The sequence below is a fragment of the Acinetobacter guillouiae CIP 63.46 genome (assembly GCF_000368145.1).
GTDB lineage: Bacteria > Pseudomonadota > Gammaproteobacteria > Pseudomonadales > Moraxellaceae > Acinetobacter > Acinetobacter guillouiae.
In genome coordinates this window covers 176,223-191,259 of record NZ_KB849283.1, presented here as the reverse complement: position 1 = coordinate 191,259, position 15,037 = coordinate 176,223, and the positions used below count along the sequence as shown (strand labels likewise).

The window sequence follows — 15,037 nt, the reverse complement described above, 5'->3', positions numbered from 1 at the left end:
AATAATGGCTGTATATAAACTACAGCGCCTCGATGAACAATTTGCCACTTAGGGTCTCCGCTAATTAAAGTTGCCGTAATTATAACCATAAAAATATTTAAAACAAGTGATTTTCAGCATAACAACGCCCATAAATGCTAGATTGATCATCATAATTTGAATTAAAATTCTTATATAAATTGAGAACCTGATGAGATTTTAAAATGATTTACCTTGGCACAGGCAGAAAAGGATTGTGAATATTGCCTAAATTTCGGCAAAATACAGTGGAATAAAAACAAGCCCAATTCCAGTGAAATTGAGCTTATTTAAAACGTTATTTAATCTAGATGTTTTTTAAAATTAGGCTTTAAGCTGAATATTTTCCAACTTTCCATCCAATGCTTCAATTAAGCTTTTGACTAAAGGCTCTTTTTGAAGCATTTCACTGGCACGATCATAAGCTCGAAGCTTACGCTCGTTTTGCATCATATAAGGTGTAGTCGATTCAACTTCACCATATTGCACCGTAAACAAAGTACTCGGCCACTGCTGTTTTAATTTCGCCTCAAGATCATGTTGTGCTTGGTTCAATAATTTTTCATATTTTTGTGAAATTTGAAAAATAGATTGACCATTCACATCCCCAGTCATTAACCCATGCTGTGCAAGTTCTTGAACAGCTGGAGAAAGTGAGCTATTTCTAAACCAATACTCCCATTTATCAACTGTCCACTCACCTTCTAAGACCTGTAATTTTAAGGCAAGTATCTGTTGTGGCGTTTGTTCCTCAGAACAAGATCCGTGTTCTATTTCAGGGATAATATTAGAAACTTGAACTGGAGTATCTGTTTGAGAATGAATAGGCTCAACCAAATCAATTTCAACATTTTGATCCTGATTTTCAGGTGCTAAAAAGAATACATCTTGATTTGGACTAGACTGAGGCGTGGTATTTTTCGGTTGACTTAACTCAGCACCAAACAAGGTTAAACTTGGTTCTGCATTTTCTACGTCAATTTTCTCTTGAACAATTGGAGGCTGCGCTTCAACACCTTGACTATTATGAGCCGTTGCTTCAACCACAGCGCTTTGTTGTACTTCCTCAGCAAAGTCATCTAAATAGTCATCACTGCTCGGTTCATGGTCAACACTTTGCTGTTGAGTTTGCTGATCTTCAACTTGGTCAAAAGCTGGAGCTAAATCACTCACTATACGCTGCGAATTGACCTCAACCTGCGCTTGCTGTGTCTCCGCTAATGGCGCGTCAGTTTCTGGTTGTGAACTCACATTCAAAGTAGCATTTTGTTGTTCACTGTTTTTTTCAACAGGCACTTTCTGAGCCTGCTGTTGATGAGCTGGCTCTTGCTGAATTTGCGCTTGCTGAATCTGTGCTTGTTGCACAAGCCCTGTTTGAACAGATGCTTGATGCGATTGCTGTGAAATAACAACTTGATCGATATTCTGATTGTTTTGTGGTTGTTGAGCTTGAGAGACTACAATTTCATTGATTTGCATCGGTCTAAATGCCAGTAAACGCAATACTGTCATTTCAAAGCCTTGCTCTTGTGTTACTGCAAGTTGTAGCTCCGCTCTACCTTTACTGGCAATTTGATAATAAAGCTGTAAATCTTGTGCAGAGACAATTTTTGATAACTGCATAATTTTTTGATTAATTTCAGCACTGTATTTTAGACTTAAATCAGGCAAATATTGCAACATTGCCAACTCATGCAAAGTCGAAATAAACTGATCTAAAACCAATGAAACATCTAAAGCCTGTTGCCTAAATTGTAGTAATAATTGGCTGACACGTGCATTTTGGTTTTGATGAATTGCCAAGATCAAATCATAAATGATGGTTCTATCAATCAAACCCAGCATTTCTTTGACATCTTGATGCTGAATTGCACCTTGACCATAGGCAATTGCTTGGTCAGTTAAAGACAACGCATCACGTAATGAACCTTGGGCAGATTCAGCAATTTGCCAAATCGCATCTTGCTCTGATGAAATTTCTTCTTTATTTAAAATATCTGTAAGGTGATGAGTAATTTCATCTACAGCCAATGGACGTAATGTAAATTGCAAGCAACGTGAAATCACCGTAATTGGTAATTTTTGTGGATCTGTTGTCGCAAATAAAAATTTTACATGTTCAGGCGGTTCTTCTAATGTTTTCAATAACGCATTAAAGGAATGCGTCGACAGCATATGTACCTCATCGATCAAATATACCTTAAATCGCCCTTGGGTCGGTGCATAAGGTACATTGTCGAGCAACTCACGTGTGTCTTCGACTTTAGTCCGTGATGCAGCATCGATTTCAATAAGGTCAATAAAGCGCCCTTCATTTACCGCCTTACAAGTTGCACAAACTTCACAAGGTGTAGAGGTTACCCCTGTTTCACAATTTAAACATTTCGCTAAAATTCGAGCAATTGTGGTTTTCCCCACCCCACGTGTTCCAGTAAATAAATAGGCATGGTGTAAACGTCCACGATCTAAAGCACTGGTCAGTGCACGTGAAACGTGATTCTGTCCGACCAATTCATTAAAGTTACGTGGGCGATATTTACGTGCAAGTACCTGATACATGGAAGCTCCTAGTTACAGGTCTAAGGATACTGTTTTTTTGCTGATTAGTGAATGAAGAACTGTAGAGTTATTTTTTATTAGAGATAATTCGATCAATTTCTTCTAATTTGACACTGTGCTCTACAACATAAAGTTTATCTATCTCTTAAATAGATTTAAAAATATACACTAGCAAATTTACTAAAAAAACACTGCCGTGGCAGTGTTGATTAAATCACAATTTGAGTTTGCTAAAGTTTTTCAATCGCTTCACCAAACTCATTTTTTCACACTGTAAAATCTAAATGTAAAAACAAGCGCATAATTTAAATTATGCGCAATATTCTAGACTGCTAGCTGTTTCTTTGCAGGTAAAGCGCGCCAAACAAATACAGATAAAACTAGGAACATCACACCCGAAATACCCAAGACTTTACTATGCGAATGAATAAACGCTTCAAAGGCAGCTTGTTTTACCTGTTGCATCAATGCAGGTTCTAATTGTTTGCTCAGCAATAATGCCTCACCAATAGAAGAACTTGCTTGAGCTGCGATATTCAGCGGTAAATGATCAGGCAAGATAATCGAATGCGCATAAAATATAGACAACAATAGTCCAAAAATCGCAATCCCAAGACCTGCACCTAACTCATACGCCATGCCTTCGATTGCACCAGCAGCCGTTGCTTTTTGTGGAGGTACAGCAGACATAATAGCTGCCGTGGAAGATAATAATGCGATTTCAACACTGATCCCCATCAGCACCATCCACACCCAAGCTTGAAAATAATCGATGTCAAAATTGGTCATGGCCAAACCAAAGAAACATAAGGCACACATCAGCATCCCAACAGTTGCAACAGGTCTTAAACCATAGTGATTCATTAAAATACTAGTAAAAGGTCCACCAATACTGATTGCTATCATAAAGGGTAAAATAAACAAACCCGCTTCCAATGGGCTATATCCATACACAAACTGTAATTCTTGTGAAAGGAGTAGCTCAAAACCAACTAATGCAATCATAGCCACCATTGCCATCACAATACTGGTTGAGATCACAGGATTCTTAAACAGACTAAAATCAATCATCGGTTGCGTTGTTTTCAATTGATGGCGGATGAATCCCACTAACAATCCCAATCCAAGCACAAAAATCAAAATCATCCCTAGGCTAAACGCATAGATAGAGGTCTTAATCGAATAAATCAGCATTAAGATTGCAGTGACCAAAATGAGCGCTTGTAATAGATTTAAAGGTTGTTTGGTTTGTACTGCTTGCTTTGGCACCAGCCATGTCGTCAATACCAAGACCAAAATAATAATTGGCACGTTAATCAGGAAAACGGTTCCCCATGAAAAATGTTCCAGAATAAAACCACCCAAAAGTGGACCAAAAGCGGCTCCACCACCGCCAACAGTTCCCCAAATACCTAAAGCATAATTACGTTGTTTTTCATCTAAAAAGGTATTTCGAACACCTGCCAAGGTTGCAGGTAAAATCATGGCAGCGCCTACACCAAGAAATGCTCGGGCAGCAATCAACATATAGGCTGAACTCGCAAAAGCAGCCATGAGAGAAGCCACACCAAAAATACCAGCACCAATCAGCATCAGCCGTTTAAAACCAATACGATCCCCCAATGCCCCCATGGGTAAAATCAAGCCTGCCATGATCAGTGAATAGATATCTATCACCCAGAGCATTTCATTACTGGATAGTGATAAGGCAGCACTCAATGTTGGGATGGCAACATGCAAAACCGTTGCATCAATTGAAACCGGTAAATAAATTAAAACGATGATTGCCAAAATCACCCAATTGCGGTACATAACACACCTAATTAAAGTTGGACACTTGTTCAAGTTTCGTCATTATAACCAGACTTGAACAAACGTCCAACTTTGTTTAATATTTGTTTTGTAAATTTTGTTGTATTAAAAGTGATGAACTATTTAAACCGAGAACAACGTCGTAATATGATTTTGGATGCAGCAAAGCGTGTTGCATTACAAGATGGATTGAATGGATTAACAGTGCGCCGTATTGCCGCAGAAGCACAAGTTTCAACAGGACAAGTACATCATCACTTTGAATCAAGTTCGCATTTAAAGGCCGAAGTTTTTATTGAATTAATGGATCAACTCAATGAAGTAGAAGATCAAATTAAAACCGACAGTAGTTTTGAACGTTTATCTCTTTTACTGGGTTTTGAAAATATTGAACAAACTCAACCCTATTTACGACTCTGGAATGAAGCTGAGATTTTAATCGACCAAGATCCTGAAATTAAAAAAGCTTATAATATTACGATGGAACAATGGCATGTTGCCTTGGTTACAGCGATTGAACATGGCATCGCCCAACAAGAATTTAAAATTGCTACAGCCAGCAGTAGCCAAGACATTGCTTGGCGGCTGATTGCTTTTGTTTGTGGTTTAGAAGGAATCTATCAACTTGGCTTAAAAGGTCTAGACCAACACTCGTTTAAACATCATGTCGAAACCATCCTAAAAATGGAGTTATTTGCCTAGAAAATATTGAGGGATCTATATGCCGCTGTTTAAAATCCTTATTTTTAATTCTTTTGCAAAATAAGACTCAGCCATCTAACCTTCTATAAAATTTCAATCTCTTTGATCTTAATATTTAGAACCAGCCTTTACTTCCCTTAAGTAAACCATCAGCGCAACGTAATGTTTCTTGGGTCAATCCCCAAAGACGATAATCGCCTGTGATTGAACCAATGGCAAAATTATGAGTATAGGCAAAACTAAGCCCTCGTTGCGGATCACACCACGCCCCAGAGCCATTATATCCAATATGACCAAAGCCTTGCTTAGCACGTTTACCCATACTAATCACACGGTGGTAGCCTAAACGCCATTTCATAGGAATTGGCATCACGCGATCTCGTTTAATCGATTGGATCTGACTTAACTCTGTAAATATTTCAGGGCGAATTAAAACTTTTCCTTCCCAAACCCCTTTATTTGCCATCATGGCATAAACTTTTGCAAGACTATTGGCGCTAAATACACCATTCGCCGCTGGAATAATTGCTTGAAGCCCTTGGTCACTAAAGAAACTAAAATCACGCATCCCTTTTGGTACCATGGCATCTAAAAAGTCTTGCGGATTTTGTCCAGTTAATTCAACCAATTTATCTGAAAATGACGTTTTATGATGCTTCTTGGCTTTGCTCTTACTGGATTTTGTTTCTGTTTTTTGTACAGGTGCTGCTTTTTGAATTAAACGCGCCACACGATTTAACTCAGCTTCAGGCACACCAAAATAGGCACTATCAAGTTGTAGTGGTTCAACCAAATACTTCTGCATTAACTCTGTTAAAGATTGTTGCGTTGCTTTCTCTAAAACACCCCCCACCAACCAGCCAAATGTTAATGCCTGATATGCAATATCGGTTGCTACAGCAAAACGAGGTGTGGCCTGCTCCATCACCTTGAGCATATGCTGCCAATCGGCCATTTCAACGGCACCAGCAATGATATTTCGAATATCGTATAAGCCACTTTGATGACTTAAAATATGACGCAGTGTCATATTCTCTTTACCATTTTGAGCAAATTCAGGCCAAAAATTGACTATAGGCGTATCGTAGTCTAAGAAACCTTCACTCACCAAAATATGCGCGAGTGTTGCCAATACACCTTTCCCTGTGGAATAACACACTGACAAAGTTTGCTCATCCCATTGCTCAGTTTTTGATTTTTTACCCGTATATATATCGACAACTTTTTCATTTTGAAAATAAACAGTTAAAGCAGCACCACCATTTTCACTACGACCATCCTGCAAACGACTAAATTGAACAGCGAGATCTTGAAAACGCTCATCCACATAACCCTGATAATTTTTCGTATTCGCAAAAATAATGTCCGTTAAACTGCTCATTGCCCTATCCTATTTTTTTAATCATAACTTTTTTAATTAAAAAAGCCTGAATCATCTCGACTCAGGCTTTATATTTTATCTTATAAAGCGTTAACCACACCAGAAACATGAGGTTTTTGTGATTTTTGATTACGAATCAAAAAGTCAGTTGTTGTACCATCTTGTGCAGTTAAAAATTCTACTGTTGAAGGTAAATACATCGGCAATTTAAACAATACATCGGCTTCATAAGCTTCTGGTAAGTTGAGCCCAGCGAGAACGCGAGCCTTGCTCCACATCCCATGAGCAATCGCTTGTTTAAAACCAAATGCTTTTGCGGTTAATGCATGGATATGAATCAAGTTAAAGTCGCCTGATGTCATAGCATAACGACGACCAGTATTTTCAGAAACTTCCCAAACCGCCTGAACTTGATAATTTGGTTCTTTTTTATCTTTTGGTTTTTCTGTAACTGAACCATCGGTCTTTTGACGTGCTAGATAGGTGGTTAATCCTTGCATGACCACGTCACCACCAACTTTGGCTGTTGTGATGAAATCGAACTGAACCCCTTTATCATGGGGCTTTAACTCACCAAATTGACAAGATAAAGTCAGCTGTTCATTGACGCCAATTTTACGTGTTTGCTTAATTTGATTGCGAATATGCACCAAGCCTAAAATTGCAAAAGGAAATGCTTCAGAGGTCATCATATGCATTTGTAAACTTTGCGATAAAACAGCTAAATAAATTGCGGGAATATACCCATTATTTTTAAAGCCACACACTTCGTTATATGCTTTTAAATGATTTGGATCAATTTTGAATGAATCAACCACATATTCAACTTGCGGTAGAACTTTTTCACCTTTTGGCTTTTTAAAAATTAAACCCTGAATCACTTTTGGATAAGCTAAATATGGCTTAGGAAGTTGACTAAAATGGCGAGTATTCATACTGGACCTTTGAAAAATTAATTCTTATTCAACATTTAAAAAATCCAACATTTCAGTTGGAAATTAACGGATGATACAGCTTAAAGATCCTGATTTCGTTCAAGAGAAAGCCAGCGAGAGCGATAATTTAAATACTCAAAAATCTTTTCGCGGTAATCCCCTAAACGAAACAGGACTTCACTTATGCGTGATTATGCACCCAATAAGCTTTGACCACAAACACGCACAACATTACCATTTAATCCTGTAGATGCTGAAGATGCAAATAAAGCAATTGTTTCAGCAACATCAACAGGTAAACCACCTTGACTCATTGAGTTCATACGACGACCCGCTTCACGGATTGCAAATGGAATTGCTGCGGTCATTTGAGTTTCAATGAAACCTGGCGCTACAGCATTAATGGTAATACCATTTTTTAACACAGGCGCAGTAAATTTCACCAAACCAATGACACCTGCTTTTGATGCAGCATAGTTGGTTTGACCTAAGTTACCAGCAATACCTGAAATTGAAGATACGCAAACGATACGACCATTTGCATTAAAACCATCATTTGACAATAAATAATCGTTAATACGTTCAGCAGCAGATAAGTTGATATTAATCACCAGATCCCACATCTCTGGCTTCATATTTGCCAAAGTTTTGTCACGTGTAATACCCGCATTATGTACGATGATATCTAAACCACCTTGTTGAGCTGCCGCAGCTTTGATTTTTTCACCAGCATCAGCAGCCGTGATATCAATTGCGAGCGTAGAACCACCGATTTCACTTGCAACACGGTCAAGGTCTGCTTGTTGTGGTGGAACATCTAAACAAATTACATGTGCGCCATCACGTGCCAATACATGTGCAATCGCTTCACCAATACCACGGCTTGCACCTGTAACAAGCGCAGTTTTGCCTGCAAGCGGTTTTGCCCAATCGATATCAACTACATCACCTTTAGATACGCGAATCACTTGACCCGATACGTATGCTGAACGTGGAGAAATTGCAAAACGTAAACTTGATTCCAAGTTTTGTGCAGCATCTGCATCAACCAGAATAAGATCAGCAGCAATTCCTTTCTTAAACTCTTTACCAACCGATTTAACAAACCCTTCTAATGCACGTTGTGCAATCGCTTGCTTAATCGTTGGTGCAGTTTCAGGTGTTAAACCAATAATAATTACACGACCTGATGTTGCAATTTGACGAGCAACAGGATTAAAAAACTTGTGTAGTTCATGTAATTGTTCTGAATTTTGAATCCCTGATGCATCAAATATCACTGCTTTGAATTTTGATTCTTTATCGCCTTCATTAAAAGCACCAACATTCAAACCAGATTTTGCCGCAGCTTGTTGTAACTCTGCGTTATTCCCTGCATAAGTGTTGGCATGAATATTACTAAGAACCTGCGCAACTTCACCAGTAAAATGACTCTTTGGAGCCGCACCGAATAATACAGCACCTTTAACGACAGGAGTGGCTGACTCAAAGCGGTCTAGCTGGATGGGTGATGGTAAACCTAAATTTTTTATGACAAATTTACCAATTGGAGATTTAGCAAATGCTTGGTATTGGTCAGACATGTTTCTTATCTCTCATCAAATTAATTTTGTATGGGGCTTAAGCTATCTTTTAACTGCAGTATAATCTCAGATATTTAGCTGTGTTGCGCTTTCTTAAATGGCTTGCGTTGTTCTTCGCGCAAGGCTTAGAGGAATCGTCAACAACGCTATCATCTCTATGACCCATAAGTTTCAGTTAAATCATACTTGAGTTGCCAAAATGATGACTTGACCTGAAAGAATATGCAAATGTCATTATAGTCAATTCGAGTCATAGCCAATTATGTTAATGTAAGCACTAAGAATATTGCGAACATGCTTGGAAAAGCCTTATGAGCAAAACAACTCAAGAAAATTCAAACGCTGAAAGCACTGTACAAGAAACTGTGTCAAATACATCAAAAGCTCGTACTCGTACGAGTAAAAGTAGCAACACAAATTCTACAAATGCCAATGCAGCCAACACGACTAAAAAACCGACTCGTGCACCAGCAGCTGCTTCACGTAGCAAAGCAACGGCATCGACGGCAAAAAAAGTTACAACAGCTTCATCTTCTAAAACTCAAACTTCTGGTCAGCAGGATAAAATTATGAGTCAAAACACTGTACGTCGCGTAGCAATTATTGGAGGTAACCGTATTCCTTTTGCACGTTCAAATGGCCCTTATTTCCGAGCGTCAAACATTGACATGCTTACTGCGTCTTTGAACGGTTTAATTGAACGTTTTAACCTTCAAGGTCAACGTTTAGGTGAAGTTGTTGCTGGTGCAGTTCTAAAACATAGCCGCGATTTCAACATGACACGTGAATGTGTTTTAAATACTCAACTTGCCCCTGAAACTCCTGCTTATGATATTCAACAAGCATGTGGTACTGGCTTACAAGCAGCTTTCCTTGTTGCAAACAAAATTGCATTAGGTCAAATTGAAGTGGGTATTGCTGGTGGTGTAGATACCACCTCTGATGCACCGATCGCATTTGGTGACGGCTTACGTAAAGCATTGCTTGAATTAAACATTGCAAAAACAGGTAAAGACCGTTTAAAAGCCTTAGCTAAAATCAATGTTAAAGACTTGATGGATGCGCCAAAAAATGGTGAACCTCGTACAGGTTTATCTATGGGTGATCACCAAGCGATTACTGCTTTAGAATGGGGTATTCCTCGCGAAGCTCAAGATGAACTTGCTGCATCTTCACATCAAAAAATGGCCAAAGCATATGAAGAAGGTTTCTTCGATGATTTGATCACGCCATTTATGGGTCTAGACAAAGACAATAACTTACGTCCTGATTCTTCAGTTGAAAAATTGGCTAAGCTTAAACCTGCATTTGGTAAAGGTGATACTGCAACAATGACTGCAGGTAACTCTACTCCACTTACAGACGGCGCTTCAGTTGTACTTTTAGCCTCTGAAGAATGGGCGAAAGCAAATGGTCATGAAGTACTCGCGTACTTAACATTCACTGAAACTGCTGCTGTAGATTTTGTCAATAAGAAAGAAGGTTTATTGATGGCACCTGCTTATGCTGTTCCACGTATGTTGGCTCGTGCGGGTATTAAACTTCAAGACTTCGACTACTATGAAATTCATGAAGCGTTTGCATCACAAGTTCTTTCGACTTTAAAAGCTTGGGAAGATCCTAAGTTCTGTAAAGAACGCTTAGGTCTAGATGCACCATTGGGTTCAATTGACCGTAGCAAACTCAATGTTAAAGGTTCTTCTTTAGCTGCTGGTCATCCATTTGCAGCAACAGGTGGTCGTATTTTGGCAACTGCTGCAAAATTGATTAACCAAAAAGGTTCAGGTCGTGTACTCATTTCGATTTGTGCTGCTGGTGGTCAAGGTGTAACTGCAATCGTAGAGAAATAAGTTCTCTGATTTGTACAGCACTTTCAAAAAAGCATCCTTCATGGATGCTTTTTTATTGCTCGTCAATCTACATGTCGCTAAAAAGCTTTTACATAGATCTCTACTCAACACAAAAAATGGTTAGCCGAAGCTAACCATTTAAAATCTTCACTATTCTTAGGGAAAATAGTGTTGATTTTAGAAGCGATACCCCACACCAACATAAGTAATCAAAGGATCTATATCAACTTTTGTCGTTGAATTAATCAGTCGCTTACCAGTATTCGCATCAACGACATCTATCTTAGCCTGATTGTTGAGCTTGGCATAAGAAACGGAAGCCACACCAAACCAGTTTTCATTAATATCATAGGTTGCACCCAGACTTACAATAGGTGCAATTGCATCTGTCGTTTTAACTCTAACATAAGGATTTGCACTAGAAGGTTTACCATCCAACGCAGCCCCTGCTTTTCCATCTAAAACATTTTGGATCATATGTCCCGCTGCAACCAGATCACTTTTGATTTGTGAGTTCAACTTGATATCCGTGAAATGAGAGTACATCACTCCTATCCCAATATATGGACGTAATTTGTTGACACCAGATTGACCAAATTGATATTGCGCTTCAAGCGCTGGTGTCCATGCACGCACTGATGCTGCTTTAGATTTGTTGCCTAAATTGGTGATTGGAATTGCTTGGTTTAAATCAATGCCATCTGGAAATAAAATTTCGACTAGGTCACTTGGCGAGGTGGCTAATCCTGTGAGGGGTGCCAAGATTTCCCCTTTACCTTTAATATCAACTTTTGGAGGAATCCCACCAATGAGTTGCAAAGAAACATTGTCGTTGATGTAATAATTTAGCATCAAGCCCAGCGTATCCACGTCATCGACTTCGAGCCCTGTACCCTTTGCTTGCCAATTTTCCAAGCCATGAATATTTGCGGTTCCTGCGACCTCAGGCAAAATATTACCCTTACCATCAGTCAATAAGGTTTGCATAATGGCATCATTGAGAAATTCGGTTAACACCTCTTTCTGATTAAATGGCACTCCACCTAAGTCTTCCCCCATCGCATTAGGATCAACTGAGTTTAAAAAACTGGTTGTAGAGATACTTCCGACTGTTGCATTGGTACCATTTTTAACACTGGTATTAATATTAAAGGGATTGGCTTTTCCTTGAGGCATGACATGTAACCAGCCTGCAGATACTGAAAAGCGTTTATACTCCCCCGCAAAACTCATGCTAGTAATCGCGAACAATGAACTTGCTATGACAATATTTTTTAACGTTAATATTTTTTTCATTTTTTATCCTTAAAATATGAGATTACCGAACCGTGGCAATCTGTTTAAAAAACATACATAAAAAACAATATTTATGTATAAAATTATGATCAATAGCATTTACACTCATCCGTAAAAAATATTGGTACTTTTATTTTTAAATTTTTTATAATACTTATTAATGATATATATCATTATGTTATTTTTATCATTTAGCATAAATTAACAGTACAGGTATATTTAAAAAGTCTATTTAAGCCCCTGCTGACCTAGTATAGAAATATCAAATTTTTCACATAATTTTCACTTTTTAATTATTAACACACATTCTCATAAATTGATAATTTATTCTATTTTGATGGATTTTAAAATTTATCCCCAAAATTTAACTCAACGATTCACTTTTTAAAAATAAAATGATCTGTCAAAGCAAAAAATACCAAATAAAATCTGTTTTTGTAGTTTTTAATCAAAACTTGCGTTAAAGCCCGATTTTCAGCTTAAAATTATAAAGAAAAACTTCATCATTTTATTTTAAATAGAAATATCAAATACTTAATTTAAAGTTTGCATGATTTAAATTTGGTAGGTGTTTAGTAGGTATTCAACCCAGCCCTCAAAACTGATACTCAACTTCAAGGTGATCATCACCTTTCTGGAATGATGAAATAACAATGGTAGAAGGAATCGCACCATGGCTTTTAAAAATATAGCAGATCAAACAAACGGTTTTTACATCCCTTGCGTCTCACTTTTTGGTCCAGGTTGTGCCAAAGAAGTCGGCGCTAAAGCACAAAATTTAGGGGCAAAAAAAGCCCTCATCGTCACTGATGCTGGCCTATTCAAATTTGGTGTTGCAGACATTATTGTTGACTATCTCAAAGAAGCTGGTGTAGACAGTCATGTTTTTTCTGGTGCAGAACCAAACCCGACAGATATTAATGTACACAATGGCGTAAACGAATATAACAATAATGGCTGTGACTTTATTGTGTCATTAGGTGGTGGATCATCACACGACTGTGCAAAAGGAATCGGCTTAGTCACCGCAGGTGGCGGTCATATTCGTGATTATGAAGGGATTGATCAAAGTAAAGTCCCAATGACACCGCTTGTCGCAATCAATACGACAGCGGGAACTGCTTCCGAAATGACTCGTTTCTGTATTATCACCAATACAGATACCCATGTAAAAATGGCGATTGTTGACTGGCGTTGTACACCGCTTGTTGCAATTGATGATCCTAAACTCATGATTGCAAAACCTGCTGCTTTAACTGCTGCAACGGGTATGGATGCTTTAACTCATGCTGTAGAAGCTTATGTTTCAACTGCTGCAAACCCAATTACCGATGCATGTGCAGAAAAAGCCATTTCGATGATTAGTGAATGGTTAAGCCCTGCGGTAGCCAATGGTGAAAATCTTGAAGCACGTGATGCAATGGCATATGCACAATATTTAGCAGGTATGGCATTTAACAATGCATCTTTAGGTTATGTACATGCAATGGCTCATCAATTAGGTGGCTTCTATAACCTTCCACACGGCGTATGTAATGCAATTCTATTACCGCATGTGTGTGAGTTTAACTTAATTGCCTGCCCAGACCGTTATGCAAAAATTGCCCAATTAATGGGTGTCAATACTGAGGGTTTAACCGTTACTGAGGCTGCCTTTGCTGCGATTGATGCAATTCGTGAGTTATCATCATCTATTGGTATCCCTTCTGGCTTAGCTGAACTGGGTGTCAAAGCGGAAGATCATGCAGTGATGACATCAAATGCGCAAAAAGATGCCTGTATGTTGACCAATCCACGTAAAGCAACTGATGCTCAAGTCATTAAAATTTTTGAATCAGCAATGTAAAAACGATCCCCTTTGGTTCTACTCAGCCTGACAACTGTTTTAGGCCAAATACAATGAAGTATGCTTGATACTCAGGAATATTACTTTGGTAGTATTCCTTTTTTATACGCTTATCAAAAAATGACAATCATTATTGTCAGATATATTGATAAAGTCACAATCTATGACTATGATGCTTAAAACATCAGCGGATTATTTCAGCAATGACAACAACAAGTAAAACCATCATCATCACGGGTGCAAACACTGGAATCGGGCTTGCAACTGCAGAAACATTTATTAAGGATGGTCACCATGTGATCATTGCTTGTCGTAATCCTGAAAAAGCAAAAACAGCACAACAACACTTAGAGTCATTCGGTACAGGTCAAGTAGACGTGATTCGCCTTGATTTAAATAGTCTTGAACAAATTAACCAAGCAGCCAATGAAATTATTGCCAAATATGAAAAAATTGATGTATTAGTCAACAATGCTGGCATGATGACACCTGATCTTGAGGCCACAGCTGATGGTTTTGAAAAACAGTTTGGGGTAAATTATCTTGGGCCTTTTCTTTGGACATTGAAACTTCTTCCATTGGTTCAAAAAGCCCAACAAGGTCGTGTAATTCATTTGGCTTCAATGATGCATCTTTTAGGTCGTATCCAACCTGAAAACTTTAACGCGGATCAAGTGAAAAAATACAATGGTGTTTTGAGCTATGGCAATAGTAAATTAGCCAATCTGCTTTTTAGTAATATCCTCGCCAAACAACTACATGGAAGTCATGTCACCAGCAATGCATTACATCCAGGTGGCGTAGATTCTGAGATTTATCGTGAATTACCCAAATGGCAATATGCAATAATTAAATTTGGCCTTATTCCACCATCTAAGCCTGCCGAATTAATTAAAAAAATTGCTTTTGATCCATCATGGGAAAAGCGCAATGGTGATTATGTGAGTTTGCAAACCCCTGCATTTAAATCAGGCAAAGCCAAAGATATACAGTTGGCACAAAAACTATATGATGAATCCTATGTGCTGGTAAAAGACTATCTGTAATTTTTCGGA

The 15,037-nt window shown here is 38.3% G+C and carries 10 protein-coding genes; 4 read left to right on the top strand and 6 right to left on the bottom strand.

The genetic code is table 11. From position 1 onward, the window contains the following. Positions 1 to 342: 342 nt before the first annotated feature. Entirely contained in the window at positions 343 to 2,577 is a 2,235-nt protein-coding gene (gene dnaX, locus F981_RS05940; RefSeq protein ID WP_004719543.1) for a DNA polymerase III subunit gamma/tau, read from the bottom strand. Positions 2,578 to 2,901: 324 nt separating this feature from the next. Continuing rightward, positions 2,902 to 4,389: an MFS transporter gene (locus F981_RS05935; protein WP_004719541.1), complete on the bottom strand. Its 1,488-nt coding sequence runs from the start codon at positions 4,387 to 4,389 to the stop codon at positions 2,902 to 2,904. 114 nt (positions 4,390 to 4,503) lie between these two features. Here F981_RS05935 and F981_RS05930 point away from each other — a divergent pair, with 114 nt between their 5' ends. Then, positions 4,504 to 5,091 (top strand): TetR family transcriptional regulator, encoded by a 588-nt coding sequence (locus F981_RS05930; protein WP_004719539.1) that lies wholly within the window; start codon positions 4,504 to 4,506, stop codon positions 5,089 to 5,091. A gap of 115 nt (positions 5,092 to 5,206) precedes the next feature. Here F981_RS05930 and F981_RS05925 read toward each other — a convergent pair whose 3' ends face one another. From F981_RS05925 to F981_RS05915, 3 genes are all read right to left on the bottom strand, one after another. After that, positions 5,207 to 6,472, bottom strand: coding sequence for a serine hydrolase domain-containing protein (locus F981_RS05925; protein WP_004719536.1), 1,266 nt, complete (start codon positions 6,470 to 6,472; stop codon positions 5,207 to 5,209). 80 nt (positions 6,473 to 6,552) lie between these two features. Next, positions 6,553 to 7,407, bottom strand: coding sequence for a MaoC family dehydratase (locus tag F981_RS05920; protein ID WP_004719535.1), 855 nt, complete (start codon positions 7,405 to 7,407; stop codon positions 6,553 to 6,555). Positions 7,408 to 7,598: 191 nt separating this feature from the next. Continuing rightward, positions 7,599 to 8,990, bottom strand: a complete 1,392-nt coding sequence (locus F981_RS05915) for a 3-oxoacyl-ACP reductase (protein ID WP_004719532.1) — start codon at positions 8,988 to 8,990, stop codon at positions 7,599 to 7,601. 311 nt (positions 8,991 to 9,301) lie between these two features. Between F981_RS05915 and F981_RS05910 the strand changes: the two genes are divergently transcribed. Next, positions 9,302 to 10,840, top strand: coding sequence for an acetyl-CoA C-acetyltransferase (locus F981_RS05910; protein ID WP_004719531.1), 1,539 nt, complete (start codon positions 9,302 to 9,304; stop codon positions 10,838 to 10,840). 177 nt (positions 10,841 to 11,017) lie between these two features. On the opposite strand, the gene F981_RS05905 is transcribed toward F981_RS05910, so the two are convergent. Then, positions 11,018 to 12,136: an OmpW/AlkL family protein gene (locus F981_RS05905; RefSeq protein WP_004719529.1), complete on the bottom strand. Its 1,119-nt coding sequence runs from the start codon at positions 12,134 to 12,136 to the stop codon at positions 11,018 to 11,020. 673 nt (positions 12,137 to 12,809) lie between these two features. On the opposite strand from F981_RS05905, the gene mdh reads away from it, so the two are divergent. Together mdh and F981_RS05895 are read left to right on the top strand one after the other, a co-directional pair. Then, entirely contained in the window at positions 12,810 to 13,982 is a 1,173-nt protein-coding gene (mdh, locus tag F981_RS05900) for an iron-dependent methanol dehydrogenase (RefSeq protein ID WP_004719526.1), read from the top strand. 203 nt (positions 13,983 to 14,185) lie between these two features. After that, on the top strand, positions 14,186 to 15,028 hold the full coding sequence (locus F981_RS05895) for an SDR family oxidoreductase (RefSeq protein WP_004719524.1): 843 nt from the start codon (positions 14,186 to 14,188) through the stop codon (positions 15,026 to 15,028). The last annotated feature ends 9 nt before the right edge of the window (positions 15,029 to 15,037 follow it).